This is a genomic window from Exiguobacterium sp. s101 (assembly GCF_018617835.1).
Classification (GTDB): Bacteria; Bacillota; Bacilli; order Exiguobacteriales; family Exiguobacteriaceae; genus Exiguobacterium; species Exiguobacterium marinum.
On record NZ_JACSKX010000001.1, the window covers coordinates 361,715 to 384,782 of the forward strand.

The 23,068-nt window shown below is 44.9% G+C and carries 25 protein-coding genes and 1 other annotated feature; of the genes, 4 read left to right on the plus strand and 21 right to left on the minus strand.

Annotated features, from left to right (window positions below; all coding sequences use genetic code 11):
- The first annotated feature begins 7 nt into the window (after positions 1-7).
- Complete coding sequence (locus KNO76_RS01875; RefSeq protein WP_026826405.1) at positions 8-733, plus strand: SDR family NAD(P)-dependent oxidoreductase; 726 nt, start codon at positions 8-10, stop codon at positions 731-733.
- A 38-nt stretch (positions 734-771) separates the two neighbouring features.
- On the opposite strand, the gene KNO76_RS01880 is transcribed toward KNO76_RS01875, so the two are convergent.
- The 4 genes from KNO76_RS01880 to KNO76_RS01895 form a co-directional block, all read right to left on the minus strand.
- A complete protein-coding gene (locus KNO76_RS01880) occupies positions 772-2,004 on the minus strand; it encodes a DUF2254 domain-containing protein (protein WP_214881880.1) in 1,233 nt (410 codons plus the stop codon).
- Positions 2,005-2,067: 63 nt separating this feature from the next.
- Complete coding sequence (gene mecA, locus KNO76_RS01885) at positions 2,068-2,724, minus strand: adaptor protein MecA (protein ID WP_214881882.1); 657 nt, start codon at positions 2,722-2,724, stop codon at positions 2,068-2,070.
- Positions 2,725-2,903: 179 nt separating this feature from the next.
- Entirely contained in the window at positions 2,904-3,302 is a 399-nt protein-coding gene (gene spxA / locus KNO76_RS01890) for a transcriptional regulator SpxA (protein ID WP_015881217.1), read from the minus strand.
- 177 nt (positions 3,303-3,479) lie between these two features.
- Positions 3,480-3,617 (minus strand): hypothetical protein, encoded by a 138-nt coding sequence (locus KNO76_RS01895; protein ID WP_015881216.1) that lies wholly within the window; start codon positions 3,615-3,617, stop codon positions 3,480-3,482.
- 225 nt (positions 3,618-3,842) lie between these two features.
- On the opposite strand from KNO76_RS01895, the gene KNO76_RS01900 reads away from it, so the two are divergent.
- Positions 3,843-4,373 (plus strand): HD domain-containing protein, encoded by a 531-nt coding sequence (locus KNO76_RS01900; protein WP_034771496.1) that lies wholly within the window; start codon positions 3,843-3,845, stop codon positions 4,371-4,373.
- 76 nt (positions 4,374-4,449) lie between these two features.
- Here the strand turns inward: KNO76_RS01900 and KNO76_RS01905 are convergent, their stop codons facing one another.
- The 5 genes from KNO76_RS01905 to KNO76_RS01925 form a co-directional block, all read right to left on the minus strand.
- Complete coding sequence (locus KNO76_RS01905) at positions 4,450-5,400, minus strand: ABC transporter ATP-binding protein (RefSeq protein ID WP_214702329.1); 951 nt, start codon at positions 5,398-5,400, stop codon at positions 4,450-4,452.
- Complete coding sequence (locus tag KNO76_RS01910; RefSeq protein WP_214881884.1) at positions 5,400-6,473, minus strand: ABC transporter ATP-binding protein; 1,074 nt, start codon at positions 6,471-6,473, stop codon at positions 5,400-5,402. The genes KNO76_RS01905 and KNO76_RS01910 overlap by 1 nt, the downstream gene beginning before the upstream one ends.
- 23 nt (positions 6,474-6,496) lie before the next feature.
- The gene (gene opp3C / locus KNO76_RS01915) at positions 6,497-7,522 is read right to left on the minus strand and encodes an oligopeptide ABC transporter permease (RefSeq protein WP_483297382.1); all 1,026 of its coding nucleotides are present in this window, start codon (positions 7,520-7,522) and stop codon (positions 6,497-6,499) included.
- Positions 7,522-8,448, minus strand: coding sequence for an oligopeptide ABC transporter permease (gene opp3b / locus KNO76_RS01920; RefSeq protein ID WP_026826412.1), 927 nt, complete (start codon positions 8,446-8,448; stop codon positions 7,522-7,524). Before opp3b ends, opp3C begins: the two co-directional genes overlap by 1 nt.
- A gap of 308 nt (positions 8,449-8,756) precedes the next feature.
- Complete coding sequence (locus KNO76_RS01925) at positions 8,757-10,373, minus strand: peptide ABC transporter substrate-binding protein (RefSeq protein WP_214881886.1); 1,617 nt, start codon at positions 10,371-10,373, stop codon at positions 8,757-8,759.
- Between the two features lie 269 nt (positions 10,374-10,642).
- On the opposite strand from KNO76_RS01925, the gene KNO76_RS01930 reads away from it, so the two are divergent.
- Positions 10,643-11,011: a DUF3899 domain-containing protein gene (locus KNO76_RS01930; RefSeq protein WP_214881888.1), complete on the plus strand. Its 369-nt coding sequence runs from the start codon at positions 10,643-10,645 to the stop codon at positions 11,009-11,011.
- A gap of 46 nt (positions 11,012-11,057) precedes the next feature.
- Positions 11,058-11,265, plus strand: a binding site (T-box leader).
- Positions 11,266-11,315: 50 nt separating this feature from the next.
- Complete coding sequence (gene trpS, locus KNO76_RS01935) at positions 11,316-12,311, plus strand: tryptophan--tRNA ligase (RefSeq protein WP_214881890.1); 996 nt, start codon at positions 11,316-11,318, stop codon at positions 12,309-12,311.
- 141 nt (positions 12,312-12,452) lie between these two features.
- On the opposite strand, the gene KNO76_RS01940 is transcribed toward trpS, so the two are convergent.
- The 12 genes from KNO76_RS01940 to KNO76_RS01995 form a co-directional block, all read right to left on the minus strand.
- The gene (locus tag KNO76_RS01940) at positions 12,453-14,111 is read right to left on the minus strand and encodes a peptide ABC transporter substrate-binding protein (RefSeq protein ID WP_214702332.1); all 1,659 of its coding nucleotides are present in this window, start codon (positions 14,109-14,111) and stop codon (positions 12,453-12,455) included.
- 202 nt (positions 14,112-14,313) lie between these two features.
- A complete protein-coding gene (locus KNO76_RS01945; protein WP_214881891.1) occupies positions 14,314-15,846 on the minus strand; it encodes a peptide ABC transporter substrate-binding protein in 1,533 nt (510 codons plus the stop codon).
- A 66-nt stretch (positions 15,847-15,912) separates the two neighbouring features.
- Positions 15,913-17,145: a beta-ketoacyl-ACP synthase II gene (fabF, locus tag KNO76_RS01950; RefSeq protein WP_026826418.1), complete on the minus strand. Its 1,233-nt coding sequence runs from the start codon at positions 17,143-17,145 to the stop codon at positions 15,913-15,915.
- Positions 17,142-18,101, minus strand: a complete 960-nt coding sequence (locus KNO76_RS01955) for a beta-ketoacyl-ACP synthase III (protein ID WP_214700716.1) — start codon at positions 18,099-18,101, stop codon at positions 17,142-17,144. Before KNO76_RS01955 ends, fabF begins: the two co-directional genes overlap by 4 nt.
- Before the next feature lie 85 nt (positions 18,102-18,186).
- Entirely contained in the window at positions 18,187-18,888 is a 702-nt protein-coding gene (mtnN, locus tag KNO76_RS01960) for a 5'-methylthioadenosine/S-adenosylhomocysteine nucleosidase (protein WP_214881903.1), read from the minus strand.
- A gap of 54 nt (positions 18,889-18,942) precedes the next feature.
- The gene (gene greA, locus KNO76_RS01965) at positions 18,943-19,416 is read right to left on the minus strand and encodes a transcription elongation factor GreA (protein ID WP_214700714.1); all 474 of its coding nucleotides are present in this window, start codon (positions 19,414-19,416) and stop codon (positions 18,943-18,945) included.
- 67 nt (positions 19,417-19,483) lie between these two features.
- Positions 19,484-20,119: a uridine kinase gene (gene udk, locus KNO76_RS01970; RefSeq protein WP_026826422.1), complete on the minus strand. Its 636-nt coding sequence runs from the start codon at positions 20,117-20,119 to the stop codon at positions 19,484-19,486.
- Between the two features lie 16 nt (positions 20,120-20,135).
- A complete protein-coding gene (locus tag KNO76_RS01975; RefSeq protein ID WP_214700763.1) occupies positions 20,136-20,777 on the minus strand; it encodes an O-methyltransferase in 642 nt (213 codons plus the stop codon).
- 62 nt (positions 20,778-20,839) lie between these two features.
- The gene (gene mltG, locus KNO76_RS01980) at positions 20,840-21,982 is read right to left on the minus strand and encodes an endolytic transglycosylase MltG (protein ID WP_026826424.1); all 1,143 of its coding nucleotides are present in this window, start codon (positions 21,980-21,982) and stop codon (positions 20,840-20,842) included.
- Between the two features lie 68 nt (positions 21,983-22,050).
- Positions 22,051-22,347, minus strand: coding sequence for a DUF1292 domain-containing protein (locus KNO76_RS01985; protein WP_026826425.1), 297 nt, complete (start codon positions 22,345-22,347; stop codon positions 22,051-22,053).
- A 14-nt stretch (positions 22,348-22,361) separates the two neighbouring features.
- Positions 22,362-22,784 (minus strand): Holliday junction resolvase RuvX, encoded by a 423-nt coding sequence (gene ruvX, locus KNO76_RS01990; RefSeq protein WP_214881914.1) that lies wholly within the window; start codon positions 22,782-22,784, stop codon positions 22,362-22,364.
- Between the two features lies 1 nt (position 22,785).
- On the minus strand, positions 22,786-23,052 hold the full coding sequence (locus KNO76_RS01995; protein WP_026826427.1) for an IreB family regulatory phosphoprotein: 267 nt from the start codon (positions 23,050-23,052) through the stop codon (positions 22,786-22,788).
- Positions 23,053-23,068: the final 16 nt, after the last annotated feature.

Genomic DNA, 23,068 nt, shown 5'->3' on the forward strand with positions numbered 1-23,068 from the left:
ACAAACTATGGGGACTTTTCTAATAACAGGTGCGACTAGCGGAATTGGACGCGCCGTCGCATTGCAGTTAACAACGAATGGACATCGTGTGATCGGGATTGGTCGTGATGAAACAAGGGGGGCTTCCCTTGAATCTGATTCGGACGGACGGGCCACCTTCATTCGTTGTGACCTTCAGTCTGCAGAAGACATCGACCATCTCTTCAGACATTTGAAAGAGCAGGGCGTGACGTTAAACGGCTTGTTCAACAACGCGGCGACTTTTGGCAGACCCGGTACGCCAGAACGTCTCACGCATGATGCCTATACCGAAGTATTCGACGTCAACCTATATGCACTTAACACGGTCACACAACGCGCAATCCCGTTATTTGAACAAGGTGCCAGCGTTGTTAACAATGCCGCCATCGTTGGCCACGTCAAATTTCCACCGATGCTCGCACATTATGCTGCTTCAAAAGCGGCCGTCGTCGCCTTGACCAAAACGTTTGCACACCGAATGAAAGGAAAAGTACGATTCAATGCTGTCTGTTTCGGTCCTGTTGATACGCCGCTAAGCCACAAACTGTATGGAGGTGAGGCGAAATTCAAAGATGCCATGAGCCATCATTTCCGAGGACATGCAGCCTTACCTGAAGAAGTTGCTCCTGTTGTCGAATTTTTATTGACTGACGCTTCGACTTATATAAATGGACAAGCCCTTACCGTCGACGGCGGTTATACCCTCTCTTGAACAAAGACCACCTCTTCTTTTGAAAAGGTGGTCTCTGTTCATGCTGTCAGCTTTTTCGCACGATTCATCTTATTCCGCAAATAGTGTTGCTCTTTTGAATGAAAATGATCCCAATTAATTACGTCTTCAAAGTAATCAACCATACCATCAAACGTTGAATCCAATGTTTCATGGGCTTCGAGACGAGCCATTCGAATCGCTTCAAATACAGAACCCATCACGAAAATATCTTGATTTGCGTATGTTTGCATCGGTGACAACGATTCAAATAAAATCGTGTCTAGTGTCTTACGCTTCACGTGCCAATCGCACTTCCCATTTGAATAGAGGAAATCACCATCCGGCAGTTCACATAATTCCCTTAATATATCTCCGATGTAATGGATCGCGTGGATGGCCGTATTCGGATCATTAACCCCCGGCGAAATCCCGCGCAACGCAATCTCACTCAATTTTTCAATTGCAAAAGACGGGTCTTGCATCGAAGAACGAACTTCTCCGATTTCAAACAATTCGACATCTGGAGTTTCTTCACTCTTCCAAAATCCAACGAGGTCCCCTTTTGCAACAAAATCTCCCACGGCTACAACTGATTCAAAGTCCGTTTCATGATTTCCTTGCTTTTCTCTTAAAAACAAACGGACGTATCCCGTTCGTGGTGCCCGGACTGCAGTCCCTTCGAATGAATGAACTGATCTTGACAGAATGAGATTCACCTCTTCCGACTCGATTGCATCTTTTTGCTCACTGATGACCGACAAAGCCTCTTTATGTAATGTTGATAAGAGACGCTCCGCCTGAATCGAGACACTGACTGTTTGAATGAATTTTACGAAAGCCCAAATTGATCCAATCACCAAGAGCACACTAATTCCAGATGACAGCACAACACCTTCATCCGCAGTGCGAACGAGGAATAAGTTCGAAATCCCGTAAATTGTGGTCATGATGAAAAGGCCGAGCGTATGCTTAGCCGCAGTATTCGTTAAGAAGTTATTTACTGTCCGTGGAGAAAATTGAGACGAATAGGTCGTCAAAACCACTAAAATGGTGGAAAAGCTGAATGTCATCATCGTCATAAGGCTCGTAAACGTCGAAGATAAAACAGATGCAGCTGAGTCCAAATCTAAATATATGAAATTCGGGAGTAAATCTCGAAAGAATTCACTAAACAGTTGAGTCAAAATCGTTAGTAAAATTCCGCCCGCTCCGTATAAGAAGGGGACAAACCAAGCACTTTCATTGAGTAATAAACGTATTCGTCTCACCATACCAACACCTCTTTGCCATTGATTTGAAAAAATCGCCTGTCCAACTGAACAGGCGATGCACCATTAAAAGTAGTGACGTATTTTCGCAAAGACGTCCCCTTCGAGAATGGTTTTTCCATACTCTTCAAGCATAGGTTGCGTCTGTGTACTGAATGATAGATATTCCGCTAAGAGACTGAGTGCATTCTCTTCGTCTTCAGGTTCCATTTCATTCGGGAACTCAATCCACAAGTAGTAACGGTCTTGATAATGATATAGTTTCAAATCAAGATCACTGAAAGTGTCACCTGCACGCTTACTCAGTGAAATGATTGCCTCGAAATCATTTGTTTCCATCGCAAGTGGGGCCCAAGCATCTGTTTCAGCTTCAAGTTCATCTAACTCACTCAATTGATCGAGTACTGACTGCTGATCCCGTGCTTCATCAATTGCCGAGCGGAGAAGCGAACCGAGTTCAGAATCATCTTCAGAATCCATTACATTTTTCGCGATTGTCACCGTCACTTCTAGACCTTTTTCAAAAGCCTGGACTTGAATCCATAGTGGACCATCAAACGAGATATCTTCACGTTCGTTAGCCTCGTCCATCATTTGCCAGAACAGCTGCTCGCCACGTTCTCGGTTGTACCAAATTTCATCACGTGCGAAACCACGCTTTTCAATATCCACATATGTGATGAAAAATTTGACGGTATTATCGTTGATGCGCTCAATTTTCACGATTGTCCACTCCCTTCTCACCTCGCTCCCAATTCACATAAGGAGGAGAGGGGAAATTCTCTTTTTATCATTGTACCCTTTTTGACATCATTCAATCTGGATGACGGGTTATATCTTTATTTTATAGGAAATAATCAATAATAAAAAGCACACTGCTTAAACAGTATGCTTTCATTCATTCATTCATTCACAAGTCGCTGTGCTTCCTGCAACTGGAACGTCCGAACTTTCCGTGGCAAGAATCGACGAATCTCATCTTCGTTATATCCAACTTGCAAACGTTTCTCATCAATAAGAATCGGACGACGTAATAAACCCGGATATTCTTGAATCAAATCATAAAGTTGTTGAAGTGATAAGGCATCAACAGATACATCGATTTTAGAAAAGACTTTTGAACGTGTCGAAATGATTTCATCTGTCCCATCTTCAGTCATACGTAAAATTTGCTTAATCTCATTAAGTGAGAGCGGTTCTGAAAATATGTTTCTTTCTGTAAAAGGGATATCGTGTTCTTCGAGCCAAGCCCGTGCCTTTCGGCAAGATGTACAGCTTGGAGACGTATATAGTGTGACCATTTTTCTTCCTCCCTGATCGAGTATGCGTCCATCTTTTTAAGTGACTCTATTTGTATACCCAAATTCGCATCCACTTAATTATAATAATTCTTAATTGTTGAAACTTCAATGATATTCTTTATCAGTCGGATAAGAAAAGAGGGCGCATTCGTTGAATGCGACCTTGAATGACCTATTTCAAGATGCAGGGATTCGAGAAACCGGTTGAGACACCGTCTCTTTCCCTGGCTTTACTTGTAAGTCTTTCAACTTTTTCTTCAGCACTTCTTTTAAAAGTCTTTTTTTCTCTCGCAAAACTTTATCACGTTCTTTCAAGGCCTCTCACCCCCATACAGCGTAAGGAACATGCAGAGCATTACCGATTCTGAAAATCTTAAAGTTGCACTAAATCTACAATTAAATTATAGCACATTTGTTTGTGAATTGTGAATCATTCTTAAAGGTTCATGATTTCTTTACATAGTTGAAATTTGCAACTACCCAATAAAACCTGTACAGTTTATAGAAATAACCTTTTTATTTTTAAGGAGGAGAGCGATGATGAGAATCACATTAGAAACAATTATGAAACATCCCATCACCCAAAAATATTTGACTCGATCAGGCTTAAAGCATGCAATCGACGTATGTGAACGCGCTCTCGAGATGGCGACAAAGCGAGGGCTCGACACCGATTTAGCGACAAAGGCCGCTTTACTTCATGATATAGGTCATTATGAATGGTATACGGAAGGTAAATGGAATTATGATTTGTATCGTCAAAATGATATTCATGCGATCAAAGGTGCTGAACGTGCCCATAAACTATTGATTCGATTAGGGGAAGACCCCGCTCGAGCAAAAGAGATATCTGTGATGATTCTCCTGCACACCGATTCATATTTACCACCGAGCCGCATTCAGCGCACACCTCTTCAACAGCTCGTCCATGACGCCGATACATTCGTCGAGCAGCCAGGCGGTCTGCATCATTATGAAACAATGGAAGTCGAAGATGCGTTAGCTCGCGTTCGCCAGATTGACGCAATCGTTGAACGATTATCAAACTTGCCTCGCATTTCAAATGGATAACCAGTCACCTAGTTCGATAGGTGATTTTTTTGTGCAAAAAGATCCTGACTCAACGAGTGAGTCAGGATCTTTTTCATTAAACGAGTTGTGCTTTGTACGCTTCGTACTCTTCGTCTGTGAGTGAGACATAGTGTCCTGGCTCAACTTCGCGAAGTGGTGGAATGCTTGAATCCTCATCCGAACGTCCGACTGGACCTTTTGAAGTTGATTCATACACAATCCGCTTACGTGTGCGTTCATGCTCCGGGTCTGGAAGCGGAATCGCTGAAAGAAGCGATTTCGTATACGCATGAATTGGGTTCTCGTAGAGACGATCGGCTGTCGCAAGCTCAACGAGGTGACCTTGATACATAACACCGATGCGGTCAGAGATGTATTTAACCATCGACAAGTCATGGGCGATGAACAAATACGTTAAATCGCGATCGCGTTGCAATTCTTTCATCAAGTTGACGACCTGCGCTTGAATCGATACGTCAAGAGCAGAAATCGGCTCATCTGCAATGATGAAGTCTGGTTCAACGGCTAGGGCACGGGCAATCCCGATACGCTGGCGTTGACCACCCGAGAATTCGTGTGGGTAACGGCTCGCGTGCTCTTTCGTCAATCCAACTGTTTCAAGAAGATCATACACACGGTTCATGCGATCTTCTTTCGTCTTCGCAAGACCGTGAATATCGATCCCTTCCGCAATAATATCTGCAACGGTCATACGCGGGTTAAGAGATGCATATGGATCTTGGAAAATCATTTGCATCGCACGGTTGAATTTCAACTTGTCTGCTTTTGACTTTTTATCGTGGACGTTTTCGCCTTTGAAGACAACATCACCATCCGTCGCATCATAAAGACCGATGATTGTACGTCCTGTCGTCGACTTTCCACAACCAGACTCACCTACGAGTCCGAGCACTTCACCTTTGTAAATGTCAAACGTGATGCCATCGACCGCTTTAACGACACGGCCACGGCCAATTTTAAAGTGCTGCTTCAGGTTTTTTACCTCGAGTAATTTCTCGCTTTCCATTATTCAGCACCACCTTTCGTAAACGATTTAGCGAACGCACTGTCCGGACGATATTTGAGAGCGAGTTCACGAATCGCACGTGGAGGATTCACCACTGGTGCTTGCGGGTGTAATAACCAGCTTGACGCAAAGTGTGTATCACTTATCTGGAACATCGGCGGCTCTTTCTCAAAATCAATCTTCATCGCGTATGGATTACGCGGTGCGAATGCATCTCCTTTCGGAGGATCGAGCAAGTTCGGAGGCGTACCCGGGATTGCCGGTAACGCTTCATTTCGGTCATCTGTCGGACGCGGCATTGAACCAAGAAGTCCCCATGTATATGGATGACGTGGCTCATAGAAAATTTCATCAACCGTTCCTTTTTCGACGAGACGACCTGCATACATAACAGCAACGCGGTCAGCCATATTCGCGACAACACCTAGGTCGTGCGTGATGAAGATAATTGCAGTACCTGTCTTTTGTTGAATGTCTTTTAACAGTTCAAGAATCTGTGCTTGAATCGTAACGTCAAGTGCCGTTGTCGGTTCATCGGCAATTAACACTTTCGGGTTACATGCGAGTGCAATCGCGATTACAATCCGCTGACGCATCCCACCAGAAAGTTGGTGTGGATATTGCTTCAAACGCGCTTCAGGGTTTGGAATCCCTACAAGTGTCAACAGTTCAAGGGTACGTTTTTTCGCATCCTCACCTGTCAATCCTTGGTGCTGCTTTAGCCCTTCAGCGATTTGTTTGTAAATCGTCATTGTTGGGTTAAGCGATGTCATCGGGTCTTGGAAAATCATTGCGATGTCGCGACCACGAATTTTGAGCATTTCTTTTTCCGATAATTTCGCCAAGTCTTTCCCTTCGAACATGATTTCTCCGTTCGTGATTTCACCTGGAGGGTTCGGAATGAGACGCATGATTGCCTTCGAAGTAACGGATTTACCTGAACCCGATTCTCCTACGATGGCGAGCGTCTCGCCTTTTTTCAAATCAAACGATACACCGCGAACAGCTTGAACTGTTCCGGCATATGTGTGGAACGAGACCTCTAAGTCTCGTACTGATAAAATCGTTTCCATGCACGAGTCCCCCTCTTTCTGTATTATTTACGCATTTTCGGATCGAACGCATCACGCAAGCCATCGGCAAGCAAGTTGAAGCTAACCATGAGCAAGACGATGATGACCGATGGGATAACAAGGAGGAACGGGAATGTCCGTAATTCTTTGTATCCATCGTTGATCAACGTACCAAGTGATGCTTGTGGCGGTTGAAGCCCGATTCCGATAAAGCTGAGGAATGCCTCGAAAAAGATGGCCGATGGAATCGTGAACATGAGTGTGATGATAATCGCACCCAACGTGTTAGGAATCAAGTGTTTGAAAATTAAACGGGTACTTGATGCGCCTAATGTACGAGCGGCCAAGACGAACTCTTGGTTTTTCAATTTTAAAATCTGACCACGAACGAGTCGACTCATCCCAATCCATCCTGTGATCGCCATGGCTAAAATGATGGTGAAGACACCCGGGTCAAAGATCAAGATGAATAGAATGATTAAGATTAAGTTTGGTACACCTGTCAAAATTTCAACGATCCGTTGCATGATATTATCGGTACGTCCACCGAAGTAGGCAGAGATTCCACCGTATGCGACTCCGATGACCGTATCGATTATCGCTGCCATCAAACCGATGAAGAGGGAAATACGCGTCCCTTCCCAAATACGCGACCAAAGATCACGTCCGAGATAGTCCGTACCGAACCAAAAGTTCTCTTCTACACTCTTTTGTTCATAAAAATCGATGTCGCGTCCACCGAGTGACGCCATCCCGTCAAAGCCTGCCCATTCGAGACCAGTGACTTTAGGCGGTAGCTTTGCTTGTGAAATGTTTTGTTCGTATGCGTCACGCCCTGAAAGCATAGGACCAAAGAGCGAGAGCAACACGAGAAGTAAAATAATCGAAAGCGATACGATTGCCGCTTTGTTTTTCTTTAGACGCATCCAAGCATCTTGCCAAAAGTTTAAGCTTTTTCCTGCAATTCTTTCACCAAGCTGTTCATTCATTTTTACCGGTGCGAACATGTCTTGGTCGAACTGTTCGAAATTCTTTTTGTTTTCAATCATCAGTTATTCCCCCCAAGACGAATACGTGGGTCAACAACGCCGTATAGCAAGTCGACAAGTAAGATAATTAAAATGAAGACAGCCGAGAAAAATAGTGTCGTCCCCATGATTACGGTATAGTCGTTCAATGTGATTGACGTGACGAACAATTCTCCGAGTCCAGGTACAGCAAAGATTTTCTCAATAACGAATGTACCTGTCAAAAGAGCCGCTGTTAACGGACCTAAAATTGTAATAGCTGGAATCATTGCGTTACGCACCATGTGTTTCCACACAATCGCGTTACCACTAAGTCCTTTAGCCTTGGCGAGCGTGACATAGTCCTGTCCCGTAACCTCAAGCATCTCGGTACGGACAAAACGAGCAATCGATGCCGTGACTCCAAGAGATAATGAAATCGTCGGCAAAATCGTATGTGCTGGCGAATCCCAGAATGCGACTGGGAGCAACTGCAATTTGACCCCAACATAGTACTGAAGAAGGGCTGCGAAGACGAAAGATGGGACAGAAATACCGATTACCGATATGAACATCGCACCATAGTCGATTACCGTGTTGTGACGAATTGCCGCGACAACACCTAACAATATACCTACAAGAGTTCCGAGAACTAATGCTTGGAGCCCTAGTTGTGCTGAAGGACCGATTCGTTCCATAATCAATTCAGTTACTGGACGGTTTGCTGTACGGAATGATACACCAAGGTCACCTTGAAGCATGTTTCCGATGTACGTCGCGTAGCGGACCGGCAGCGGATCATTGAGTCCGTAGCGGTCATTCAATAATTGAATTTGTGATTCTGTCAGTTTTTCCTGGTTTTGATACGGAGAACCTGGGAGCAGGTCCATCAGGAAGAACGTAAACGTGGCAATCAAAAAGAACGTAATGACGCCGTAAGTCAGCCGTTGTAGGATATAACGTCCCATGAATAAAAACCCCCTGTTTTTTGTCTAATTCTTTCTACTACTTGCACCAACAGCTTTACTATGACATATGATCCATTTTTCAAATTCACAAAATGAAAGGAATTTTCTGAAAGAATAGATTACACCTCATCTCAAGGCTCTTAGTACAGTGGCTGAAAACAAAGAATATTCTTTTCAAAGATTATTCTGAATTTTCACTGTTACTACATTATACTTTACCAACAAAACATTTGAACAGTATTTTTTCTTACTTCAGTAGAATTTTTTAGAAAATTGGGGACATGCGGTTCGCATGCCCCCTCATTCCATTACTTAATATCAACGTATTTGTACTGGTAATCAGCACCAAATAATTGACGGTTAAAGTTTTCGATGTTTGGACGAATCAAGTATGCCACACCAGCTTGATAAATCGGCATGATTGCTTGATCTTGTTCAATCAAGAGCGCTTCTGCTTCTTTGAACAATTCGTAACGTGCATCAATGTTTGTTTCAGCAGATGCTTCATTAATCAACTTGTCATATTCAGATGACTTGTACTTGATATCATTTTGGCCGTTATTTGATGTGAAGATACCAAGGTTTGTAAGTGGATCTTGATAGTCAGGTCCCCAAAGTGCGAACGACATTTGGTAGTCCCCGTTTGCTTCACGCTCGAGTTTGTTGTTAAAAGGCTGTTGCGCGATCTCAACCGTTACGTTCGGTAAGTTCGACTCGATTTGACCTTTCATGTACTCAGAGATTTGTTTCGATACTTCGCTATCGAATGAGAGAAGTTCGATTGTTGTCGCTTCTCCGCCTGTTGCATCTTCCCAAAGTGAAGCTGCTTCGTCAGCGTTCGTTTCGAAGTATTTGACGCCTTCAGTATAATCCGTTCCATCTTCATATTTGATGAAGTCTTTCGGGATGAATGAAGTTGTTGCCATTGAACCGTTGTTCAAGAGCTGATCGATGATTCCTGATGGGTCAACTGCACGTGCGATTGCCTTACGTGCATTTACATCAGAGAAAATGTCATCTTCATGATTGAACTTGAAGTAGCCGATTGACGAACGAAGACCTGTATTGTAGTCTTCATCTTCTTGGAATGCTGCGACTTGTTCAGATGCAAGGCCAGCGTAATCCACATCACCAGCTTCGTACAAGTTCACGACTGTAGATGTTTCTTTAACAACTTTTACGTCAACAGAGTCAAGTGCGACGTTTTCTTTATCCCAGTACGTGTCATTTTTCGTTAAAACATATCCCTGCTCACGATCCCAATTAGTCCATGTGAACGGTCCATTGTAAAGAAGGTTTTCAGGGTTTGTTGAGAAATTTTCTCCCGCTTCGGTTGCAAATGCTTCATTGATCGGTGTGAACGTACCGAATGAAGTAAGCGATACGAATGATGGGTCTGGACGCTCAAGCGTGACTTCGAGTGTCTTCTCGTCAATTGCTTTTACGCCAAGCTCTTCTTTCGGCGTGTCACCTGTGTTGATCGCCTCAGCGTTTTTTATTGTGTTCATGATGTAAGCGTACTGTGAACCTGTCGCAGGATCGACAGCGCGTTGCCATGCATAAACGAAGTCATTTGCTGTGACCGGTTCTCCGTTTGACCATTCAGCATCACGAAGTTTGAACGTATAAACAGTTCCGTCTTCGCTTACTTCCGGCTCACTTTCTGCGAGTGCCGGAACGGCATTTCCATCTTTATCAAGACGGTAAAGACCTTCCATCGTGTTTGCGATCAAGTTGAATGCGACTGCATCTGTAGCAAGCGCCGGGTCGGCTGTTGTGATATCTGACGTATCCGTCAAACGAAGAACTTTTTCTCCATTTGAAGAACCGTCGCCATCAGAGTCTCCGCCTGTCGAACAAGCTGCGAGTACTGAACCGAGTGCTAAGATGAGTGTCATCATGAGCAGAATCGATTTCTTCTTCATTGCGATTTCCCCTTTCGATTTGAAAAGCTAGCCGTTCGTCGAATGAACATCTTACTTTTTCTTTAATTTTCTGAATATTTCATAAAGTATTCGACGAAAGAACGTTAGGACTATTGTAAGAAATTTTTAATCAAACTGTCAACTATGGAATAAAACGCTATCATAAAATCTACCTTTCACACTCGCTTTCCCCCCCGTCTTACTAGTATCATAGAAGAAACATAGAATGGCGACTCATACCTTCTACGGTTTGAAAGGAGATTACAGCGTTGAAAAAGTTTCGAAATATATTTTTTGTTTGGGGAATTGTTACAATCGTCTACACCATTTGGTCCTTTTCCGCCTATTATCGAAGTGAATCTTTTCTCTTTCATTTGAGTGGCGGATTATTCGTTTCAGGAATTCTCACGTTTGCGATCGGAATGTTTTCACATATGAGCGCGACCGGTCTGTTCGATGGCTTCATGTATGGTTTCAAACGAAATCGACGGGCGAAACTTAAAGAAATCGATTCAGACTATGAAGAGGACGAGGAAGAAGATCCTGAAAATCGTCTTCTTCGCAAACAATCAGCGTGGAGCTGGGTGTACGTGGGAGTCGGGAGTACCGTACTCTCATTCCTCATTGCGTTGATTTAATTCATCTTTTAGTTAGTCGGATTCTGTGCTAAACTTAATGCAGAATAAGAACACATGGAAGAAGACAAGTAGTTCAAATTTCCTTTTCTCCAGAGAGTCTACGGTGCTGCGAGTAGATGATAAGACTTTGAACGAATGGACTTTGGAGTGGCTCGCTTGAACTTGAGTATGGCGAGACGGTTCACGCTCGTTATTGCGTTCAAGTGGCATATTTCATGCAAATTTGGGTGGCACCGCGGTTATTCGTCCCGATTTTTTCGGGCGGACGACTGCGGTTTTTTATATTTTACGGAGGTGTATACACATGGCAACTATTTTTTCAGGTATTAAACCGACCGGCGTCGTGACGCTCGGAAACTACCTTGGCGCGATGAAGCAATTCGTCGACCTACAAGACGATCACAATGCATATTATTGTATCGTCGATTTACATTCAATCACAGTTCAACTTGACCGCATCGAGCTCATGAACAACACAAGGAAACTAGCAGCACTTTATCTTGCATCGGGTCTCGACCCAGAGAAAGCAACCATTTTCGTACAGTCTGAAGTAAAAGCGCACGCCCAACTTGGATGGATGTTAACATGTATCGCCGGCATGGGTGAACTCGGACGCATGACGCAATACAAAGATAAGTCGCAAGGCAACGAAAACGTTGGCGCAGGGTTGTTTGTTTATCCGACCCTCATGGCCTCTGATATCTTGTTATACAATACAGAACTCGTTCCTGTCGGGGATGACCAAAAGCAACACATCGAATTAACGCGTGATTTGGCAGAACGTTTCAATAAACGCTACTACGAGACGTTCACGTTGCCAGAACCACTCATTCAAAAAGAAGGCGCACGCATTATGTCTCTTACGAATCCGACGAAGAAGATGTCAAAATCGGATACAAACGCAAAAGGGTATATTTCAATGCTCGATGAACCAAATGTCATTCGTAAGAAGATCAAGAGTGCCGTCACGGACTCGAGCGGTGTCATCTCGTTCGATCGTGAGAACAAACCAGGTATTTCAAACTTATTAGAAATTTATTCACTCTCGACAGGGACATCGATTGACGACCTCGTCAAACAATATGAGAACTCCAATTATGGAACGTTCAAGCAAGATGTGGCGGAAGCTGTCGTCGCTTTACTTGAACCGATTCAAGCGCGTTTCCACGAACTGATCGATTCTACAGAACTCGATGAAATTCTCGATGCTGGCCGCGCGAAAGCAGAAGCCGTCGCCAATAAAAATCTCGCGAAGATTGAAAAAGCGATGGGTCTTAGTCGCAAACGGGCAAAAGTGTAAAAGTAATTTAACCTATTAAAAAACTGCACCCCAATTGTTAGATGTGTCTAACAATTGGGGTGCAGTTCATTTTTTGAGAGTCTTTTTAATACACAAAAAAGAGAGACAGGCGTCCCTGTCTCTCTTAGTAAAGATGATTGATTATTCTTTGCCTTCGATTGAAGCCCACTTGTAAGAGTAGTCCGCACCGAATGCATGCTCGACGATATCCTTAACGTATGGTTTCGTAAGGCGAGCTGAACCACGTTGGTAAACTGGTGAGATTGCGTTCTCTTCAAGAACGATTTTCTCAGCATCTTGCATTTGAGTCCAACGCTCAGCAGGGTCTGTGCTTGATTTCGCATCAGCGATGAGTTTATCGAATTCTTCGTTCGACCATTTACCACGGTTGTATGGTCCGTCAGTGACGAAGAGGTCAACGAATGTCATTGGATCTTGGTAGTCAGGACCCCAACCAGCGAACGTGAACTCGAAGTCTCCGTTGTTCTCAAGGTCAAGTTTGTTATTGAACGGCTGTTGCTTGATAGTAACCGTCATACCTGGAAGGTTTTTCTCTAGTTCACCTTTAATGAACTCACCGATTTGCTTCGCAGATTCTGAGTCATAGTTGAGAAGTTCAAGTTCAATTTCTTCTGTTCCGAGCTCAGAAAGCCCTTCTTCCCAAAGTTTTTGAGCTTCTTCAACGTTGTATCCGCCGATATCTCCATTACCTTCACGGAAGTCTTTTCCGTCAGGACCTGATGCGAAGTCTTTTGGAACGAAGAAGTTCGCAGGGATTGAACCGTTCGCAAGAAGTGTTTCTGCAATCGCAGACTTGTCGTAAGCGCGGTCAATCGCATTACGAATTTTTTGGTTGTTAAGCTCTTCCACTTCTGTGTTGAATTGGAGATAGAAAATCGTCGGTTCTACGACTGTTGAGAAGTCTTCGTTATCTTGATATTGGGCTACGAGCTCCGAAGTCAAGCCTGTGCGGTCAACGTCACCATTTTCGTACAAGTTAACACCTGTCGAAACTTCTTTAACGACTTTAACGTTGATTTCTTCAAGTTTAACTGCTTCTGCATCCCAATAGTCTTCGTTCTTGACCATCTTCCAACCTTGTTCGCGCTCCCAGCTATCGAGTTTGAACGGTCCGTTGTAAAGAGTCGTCTCTGCAGATGTACCGAAGTTTTCGCCTTGCTCTGTGTCGAATGATTCAAGTTTTGGCATGAAGACACCAAAGCTTGTCAATCCGAGGAAGTAGTCAGCTGGTGCTGTCAATTTAACTTCAAGTGTTTGATCGTCGATTGCTTTAACGCCTACTGCATCGCGTTCGCCTTCGCCTGTATTGTACGCATCTGCGCCTTCGATGACAGACATAACGTATGCATATTGTGAAGCGTTATCTGGGTTGAGTACTTCTTTCCAAGCGTATTCGAAGTCGTTCGCTGTGACAGGCTCCCCGTTTGACCAAGTCGCGCCTTCACGAAGCTTGAATGTGTAAGTCTTCCCGTCTTCTGAAACTTCGTGAGATTCAGCCATACCCGGAGTTGGCTCATCGTTCTCATCCATACGGTAAAGACCTTCGTTAACGTTGTTCAACACGTTGAACGATACAGCATCCGTTGCGAGTGTAGGGTTAAGTGAAGGAATATCCGAGCTGTCGAGCAAGTTGAGGACTTGCGCTTCATCTGCAGAACCTTCCGAACCTGATCCGTTTGAAGACCCTGTGTCTTCATCCCCTGTCGAACATGCAGCTAGGAATGCACTAGATAAAAGTGTAACCGAAGATGCTAAAGCAAAACCTTTTTTCTTATTCATTGCGATGACCCCCTGATTTTTTCGTTTTAACGAATTGAATGATGGTAGAAAATTCAGTCATTTGTTCTGACAGTATTTGTTACCAAAATCCCGTTGATGCAATAATACAATATTCTGATAATTTTGCAAAGTGTTTATTTTGATTTTTCTAAAAAATTTTCTCTATAGGCTAAAAGCCCGCCTACAGCGGCGGGCTTTTAGCTCAATTTTCATATTTTTTTGTAAACGTTAGGACATATGAAGGACCGATGACCGGATAACCGACATGATCATAACTTTTATCAATCATATATGAACGTCCTGCTTGATAGATTGGCATAACAACTGCTTCTTCTAACAACTGTGCTTCTGCCTGTCGTAAGATCTTGTTTCGTTCATCTAAATTCTCTGTCACGCGCGCCTGATCCAGCAACTCATCATACGACTCACTTGCATATCGACTCGAATTCAACACATTTTCTGTCTCAAATTGAGTCAAATAGGCTGATAACATTGGATAGTCTGGTTGCCAACCCGACAAGGAGAATGTGTAATCACCTGAGACTTCTTTCCTAACTTTATCTCCTAAGGGAAGCTCGATGACTTTGACTGTTAATCCGTTTAACTGTTCTAAATTCTCTTTCAACTTTGTTGAAATTTGGCGTGCTTCCTCATCAACAAAACTAAGCAGTTCAATCTCCACTTCGTCCTTCTTGAGACGTTGTTTTACATCCTCAAATAATTGACTGGGGTCTCCTTCTAGCTCTTTGACAGCTGACTTTTCGTCCATGACGAGCAATCGTTCCGTTGTTTGCTCCGCTCGTGCGAGAGAATCTTCAATCGCCGTCCGTTCTAATGTCAACGCGAGGGCTTGTCGAAACGCTACATCATTAAACGGTGCTTTTTCAACATTCGGTTTTAAGTAAAATACACCACTCCGTGATACGTCCCGAATCGTCATGACCTCTTCGTTAACAGTAGACATGTCAAAATCATATGGAATCGGATGCATCCCGGATGTTTCGGACAAGTTCGGCTCACTACGGATAGAAACGGTTTCGAGCATGACGCTCTCCGCCTCACGATACGTTTCGTTTTTATGTAACGAGACAGTTGTATCATCAATTGAATTGATTTCAAACGGACCGTTTGTTTCTAGTTCATCCCACGCCTTCGCCGATAGTTGTGGTAAAAATGCGGGCATCGCTAGTACCTTCTCGAATCCTTCCATCGGTCGGATGAGGGTCAGTTCGAGCGTTTGATCATCGATTGCCTTAACTCCTAACGTACTGGGCTCTTTTTGCCCCAAACCAATTTCTTTTGCCGACTTGACATCTGCGAGTAAAAAACTGAATGGTGAATTCGTGTCATCATCGACAAGTTTACGAAAATGGTCGATGAACGTTTGCGCCGTAATCGCGTTTCCTTCTGTTGTCATACTCTCTTTTAACGTAAACGTATATACCGTCCCGTCTTCTGAACGCTCCAATTTTTCGACAAGGGCCGGCTCGATGGACCCATCTTCACCAAAGCGATACAGTCCTTCATATAGATGCGACAATATTGTTTGTGATGCCGGATCAATCGCTAACATGACATCCGGTTGTGTTGGAAGTGACTCTCCGTAAATCGTCAAGGTTTGCTCTTCTAGCGGTAATAGTTCACGTGACTGCTCTCGTTGTTCGTTCCAAATAAATAAAAAAAGGATAAGGACTGAACCTAACAAGGCGGTCACGATGAATGATTTCTTTTTCATTCGTTGTGCTCCTTTCTGTTAGACCAACCCTTATACCCTAACCTTTTTTGAATGATATTTCTACCGTCAGTTCGTCACTTTCGCAAATGCGAGTGTCGCATTGTGGCCCCCGAAGCCGAGTGAGTTACTAAGTGCATACTGGATTTCAAGTTCCCGATTTCCTTCTCGTACATAGTCTAAATCACAATCCGCTGCAGGTGATTCGCAGTTAATCGTCGGATGAATTTTACCTTCATGAATCGAAAGCGCTGTGATGACGGCCTCGACGCCACCTGCACCACCAAGGAGGTGTCCAATCATCGATTTCGAGGAGTTCACTGCGAGCTTGTCGGCATGTTCTCCGAACACACGACGAATCGCTTTTGTTTCGAGCATATCGTTGAGCGGCGTGCTCGTTCCATGCGCGTTGATGTATTGAACTTCTTCCGGTTTAATCCCGGCATCACGAATCGCTTCACTCATCGCCTTCGAGCCACCTTCTGCCTCTGGTGACGGTGCTGTGATGTGATAAGCATCTGAACTCATGCCGTATCCGACGACTTCTGCATACATTTTCGCACCTCGTGCTAATGCATGCTCATATTCTTCTAAGACGAGCACACCTGCTCCTTCTCCCATGACAAACCCGTCACGATTCTCGTCAAACGGACGGCACGCCGTACTTGGATCCGGATTCGTTGACAATGCTTTGTTGGAACAGAACCCTGCGAACGAGAGTGGTGTGATCGGTGCTTCCGCCCCACCAGCGAACATCGCAATCGCATCTCCACGTTGAATAACGCGGAACGCTTCCCCGATAGAGTTCGTCCCTGATGCACAAGCTGTCACGGAACAGTTACTCGGTCCTTTTGCGCCAAGATAAATAGACACTTGTCCGCTAGCCATATTCGGAATCATCATTGGAATGAAGAATGGACTGACACGACGTGGTCCACGTTCGTGTAGGATGGCAGATTGTTTATCAATCGTTTCGACGCCACCGATTCCGCTCCCAATCCAAGTACCGACATCATCCGCCATCGCTTTCACATCGAGCCCACTGTCTTTATGCGCAGCATCTGCTGCTAAAAGTGAATATTGAATGAAAGAGTCCATCTTACGTGCTTCTTTCGGTTCAACTAAGTGTTCAATGCTCCATTCTTTCACTTCTGCCCCAACCTTCGCCGGATACTGACTGATGTCAATCTTCGTCAACGTATCAATCGCATTGTCCCCTTTTAAAAGGCGATCCCACATTGTCGACACGTCGTTTCCTAACGGTGATACGACTCCTAACCCTGTTACTACTACTCGTTTCATAGATGATTCCCCTCCGTAATTGTTGCCTGATTCCATGTCAAACAGCTAGCACCCCATGTGAGACCGGCACCGAACCCTGCGATGACGACCGTTTGTCCATCTTGGATTTTACCTGATTTTACCGCTTCGGCTAAAGCGAGCGGAATGGATGCTGCCGATGTGTTTGCATGGTCTTGAATGGTCATGACGACTTTCTCTTCTTCTAAATTCAACCGTTCCATCGCAGCATCGATGATTCTGCGGTTCGCCTGATGCGGTACGAGAACATCGAGATCATTCAACGATTTATCCGCTTTATTAAGCGCTTCAAGTACGATTTCCGGCATTTTACGTACCGCAAACTTGAAGACTTCACGACCATTCATGACGATTTTACCCTCTTCATTTTCATATAGGTATTTACCACCAGTACCGTCACTCCCGAGTACGAATGAGTCAATTGAAGCGACCTCATCTTCTCCAAGTACGACGGCACCTGCCCCGTCCCCGAAGAGGACAGCCGTCGATCGGTCATCCCAATCAATCAGACTTCCCATCTTTTCTGCCCCGATAACGAGCGTCTTTTTAAACCCTTTTGAATCCATCAAGCTCTTCGCAGTGTCCATCGCAAAGATGAATCCGCTACATGCTGCACTCACGTCAAACGCCACGGCCCGCTTTGCACCGAGATTCGCCTGCACGAGGCATGCTGTTGCCGGGAAAGATGGTGCTGTAGCCGTCGCACAAACGATTGCCTCAATCTCATCAATCGTGACTCCTGCGCTCTGTAGAGCACGCTCTGCGGCACGTGTTGCCATATCTGCAACCGACGTCCCTGTTTCTGCTAAATGTCGTGCCTCGATGCCTGTACGCGTACGAATCCATTCATCGCTCGTATCCATTCGCTTTTCTAAATCGATATTTGTCACCCGATTGTCCGGTAAGAACGATCCGATGCCGATGATTCCAATATTCATATCGTCGACCCCTATTCTTAGTATCTGGTACTAATATAAGGGAATAAAAAGAGGATGTCAATGCATCCTCTTCGGTATAACTCGGTTATGCCTGTTCTAGTCGCTTCGTAACAGCCATGACCATCTTCGCAGAATTAATCGAAGCCGTTTCTAAAAATTCATCGAATGACAAGTTCGCCTCTTCATCCGCACTATCCGAGATGGAACGTGTCACGACGAACGGTACGCCGAACTGATAACATGTTTGTGCAATTGGTGCAGCTTCCATCTCGACAGCAGCGACCTCGTCGAAATGTCCAAGAATGTCTGCTACACGTTTCGAGTCATTGATGAATGAATCTCCTGTGACGATCAACCCTTGGTGGACATTCACATCAGGCAAGCTTTCAATCACATCTTTACAAACACTGACGAGTTTGGCATCTGCCTCATACGCCGGCGGCATCCCTGGAACTTGCCCGTATTCATACCCGAAAGCAGTCACGTCGACATCGTGGTGACGGACTTCCGTCGAGACGACGACGTCGCCGACCTTCATTCCTTTTTTAAAGCCGCCGGCAGAGCCTGTATTGATGACAACGTCCGGCTTGAACTTATCAATCAAGAGTGTCGTCCCGATTGACGCATTGACTTTGCCAATGCCCGACTTCAAGATGACGACTTGCATGTTTCCAAGATAGCCTTCATAAAAATGATAGTTTGCGATTTCCGTATCTTTCCGTTCCGTCAACTCATTCCGAAGCAAATTCACTTCTTCTTCCATCGCGCCGATGATGCCTACTTTCATTCCGGTTCCTCCTCATAAAGAGAGCGACTTCCGAATAGGAGGTCGCTCAACAATTTATTTGATTTCTTTTATTTCGACGACCATGTCGCCACCCGGTGTTTGAACCGTAACCACGTCTCCGATTGTACGTCCAAGCAATGCCTTGGCAATCGGTGATTCATTCGAGATCTTCCCTGTGAACGGGTCCGCTTCGGCTCCACCAACAATTGTATACGTTTCGTTTTCGTTGTCTTCTTGAATGAAGAACGTCACTGTCTTACCGATAGAGACAACCGAGTTATCCCCTGCGTCATCTTGAATGATGACCGCATTGCGGAGCATCTCTTCTAGTTGTGCGATTCGTCCCTCGACCATCGCTTGTTCTTCTTTTGCCGCGTCATATTCCGCGTTCTCTGACAAATCACCGAAATCACGAGCAATCTTAATATTTTCAACGACTTCTTTACGGCGCACCGTCTTCAGTTCGTTTAATTCATTCTCGATTTTCGCTTTTCCGTCTAACGTCATATAGTGTTGTTTTTCAGCCATTTCTGTCACTCCTTCATTGTCTCCTAGTATATTACAGCTAGGGTTGAATTGAAAACGATTTATTTCCTCACGCGCGATTGCGCTCAGTGAGCACCCAACGGATTTTTGTCACGAGTAAATCAATCGCGACAAAGTTTTCTCCGCCTTCAGGAACGATGATGTCTGCGTACCGCTTCGTCGGTTCACAGAATTGCAAATGCATCGGACGTACGACATTCGTATACTGTGCCACGACTGAATCAATCGAGCGTCCACGTTCATTAATATCACGTTGCATTCGTCGTAAAATTCGAACGTCCGCATCTGTGTCCACGAAGACTTTAATATCCATTAAATCACGTAAACGAGCATCTTCGAGCGCCAATATGCCTTCTACGATGACGACATCGACCGGCTCGATCAAAATCGTCTCGTCCGACCGTGTATGGGCCGCATAATCATATACTGGCTTCTCGACTGCCTGATGCTGTTGTAACTGTTGGATATGTTCGATTAACAAATCGTTATCAAAGGCGAAGGGGTGGTCGTAGTTCGTTTTGTACCGTTCCTCCATTGTCATCTCTGATTGATCCTTATAATACGCGTCTTGCTCAATCATGACGACCGATTGACCTTGAAACGCATCGACGAGCGCGCGGGCCACGGTCGTTTTTCCAGATCCGGTCCCCCCGGCCACGCCAATAATGACGGGTTTATGTTGCATCAAAGTTAAGTCCTCCTCATCGTAATTTACGACTGATTGCTAGGCCATCACCAAGGGGCAAAATTGCAGTATGATAATCGGTCCGTGCCATCAATTGCTCAGTAAATTGTTTTACAAGACGGACAAGCCGGCGTCTTCGACGATCAAGTACTGATACGTCTTCAAGCAGGACGTCTCCTCTCAAAAACAAATTATCGCTGTAAATCGTACCACCAATTGGTACTAAAGCGCCATACCCATCAAAAAATTTTTGATATTGTCCTTTCGCCGCATCAATAAATACCGCATCGAACTTCCCTTCAATCGAACCGATTAATTCGACAGCATCACCATGAATGAGCGTGATACGATCACGGACATCTGATCGCTTGATGAAGCCCGTCGCTTCTTCAAACCGGCGAGCATTTCGCTCAATTGTGACGATTTCCGCATCCGGCAACAACTCCGCCATGCGAATGGCACTATAGCCGATCGCCGTCCCTACTTCGAGGATTCGAGCCGGTCGTTGCATCGCCAGTAACGAGAGAAGCACTTCAGAACCTGTCAGATCCATAATCGGAACATGGTGAACGCGCGCGAATGCCTCCATCTCCGTCAAAAGCGGGGAGCGGTCATTAATCAATTTTTCTACATATCCTTCATAGGATGCATGGTCCACTCGTCCCACCTCTTCACTCTCTTCATTCAAACGACCGGAAGCAGATGCTTCCGGTCGTCCCATCAATTACTGTTTGCTTCTTCAAACGCTTCCCATTCGGAACGGTACTTATTGACGTTTTGTTGGTGGTCCTCATAGTTGACTTCGAACAAGACTTCACCATTCGGGAACCCTTCACGTGGAGGGCGTGCGTAGAAGTAAATGTTCTCTGTATCGTTCGGGTTGAGCACTGCCTCAAAGGCGTCACGGCTCACGGCCGCAATCGGTCCAACTGGAATGCCTTCATAACGATACGTATTATATAAGGAATCGTTCTCCAAGTCAGCGAACGAAGTGAAAATTGATGTTTCTCCTGTACCGTACCAAACGGTCGGGTCAGATTGTAATCTCATTCCGTCGCTTAAACGATTCTCGAAGACACCGGCGATTTCTTTTCTGTCTTCCGTCGACACGGCCTCTTTCTCGACAACGGATGCAAGAGAGAGCGTCTCATGGAACGTACGTCCTGAATCAGCTAAACGACCTTTGTATTCTTGATACATACTTTCAGTCGGCAATAACATCTCATCGATAATTTCGTTGAGCGTTACCCCTTTATTAAATTCATATGTGGCTGGGAACAGGTATCCTTCAAGCGGATGATAGATGCCGTCCTGCAACACTTCCTCCGTCAACATTTCGTGCTCATTCACGAGAGACTGAATGTATTCACGGTCACTCAATTGTTCTGAAATTTCTTCTTTCGGAATCTCAGCGACTTTCGCAAGTCGCGCAATCACCTGGTCGATTGTGAACCCTTCCGGAATGACAAGCTTGATATCAGGGACCACAATGACTTTACCTGTTTGCAACGTTTCAATCAACTCATCGATTGATTGTGACGGAGATAGTGTATACGTCCCCGCCTGAAACGAAGATTCATTTTTAAAGCGTGTATAGAAACGGAAAATCGTGCTACTCCTTACAAGCCCATTCTCTTCAAGTAATTCACCAATGTATCCCGAACCAGCTCCGAGTGGGACTTCGACCTCGACCGTTTCCGTCGATGTCGGGTCAATCGGTTCGACAGAGCGCTTCACAAATACATATGCGAGAGCAGATCCTGTGGCGATGACGAGAAGGAAGATGGCAAGGATGACAACCGTGATACGACGAACGATTCGGTTGCGGGCACGTTTCTCATCTGACATAGATGGATGATTCATGCATTTCTCCCCTGTTCTTTTTAAAAAGAGAGGCGACGAGGGATGATCCCTAGCCGCCCGTCCCCTATTTAGTCTAGACCGACTTCGTCGCTGACGATATCGAATGCCTCCATAACCTCGTCAAAGTCTTCATCGTCTTCGACAAGCTTCAAGATGAATTCGCCATCTTCAAGTTCTTCAATTTCAAATGCATATACTTCGATTGTGTCTTCATCTTCTGTTTCCGGAGCGCCGACCGGCTCAAGTACGACGAATGTCTTTTTCGTGCGGTCGCTTGTCATACGGAAAATTTCTGCAAATAAATGCTCATCTCCATTTTCATCTGGAATACGGTACATTTCTTCTTCACGACGGATTTCTGCCATGAGAGATTCCTCCTTTAATTCCCGGAACGATCCAGGTAGTTTTGTAAAATCATCACGGCCGCCATTTTGTCGATGACCGCTTTTCTCTTTTTGCGGCTGACATCTGCTGAAATGAGCATCCGTTCCGCCTGCATCGTCGTCAATCGTTCGTCCACCAACACACTCGGAAGACCAGTCTGTTCAGTGAGGACTTCAGCAAATGCTTCTGACGCCTCTCCACGAGGACCGATTGTTCCGTTCATGTTTTTCGGGTGACCGACAACAATTTCTTTCACATCGTACTGTTCGATAATCGGACGAAGGAGACGAACGGCCTCTTCAAAGTCAGGTTCAGTCCAGTAGACCGTCTCCACACCTTGTGCCGTCCATCCCATTAGGTCACTTACCGCGACACCAATTGTTTTCGAACCGACATCGAGTCCCATGACTCGCTTCATATTAACCCTCTCTACGATCGTTCAAATACGATTTGACCAACTCTTCGAGTAGTTCGTCCCGCTCAATTTTGCGAATCAAGTTTCGCGCATCATTATGACGTGGAATGTAGGCAGGGTCACCTGACAATAAGTATCCCACGATTTGATTGATCGGTTGATATCCTTTTTCCTCGAGTGCTTGATATACCGTAATCAGCGTTTCGCGTGTGTTAGCACGTTGATCATCTTCTGGAAAATTGAATTGCATCGTGCGATCCATTTGGCTCACAAGAATCCACCTCTTT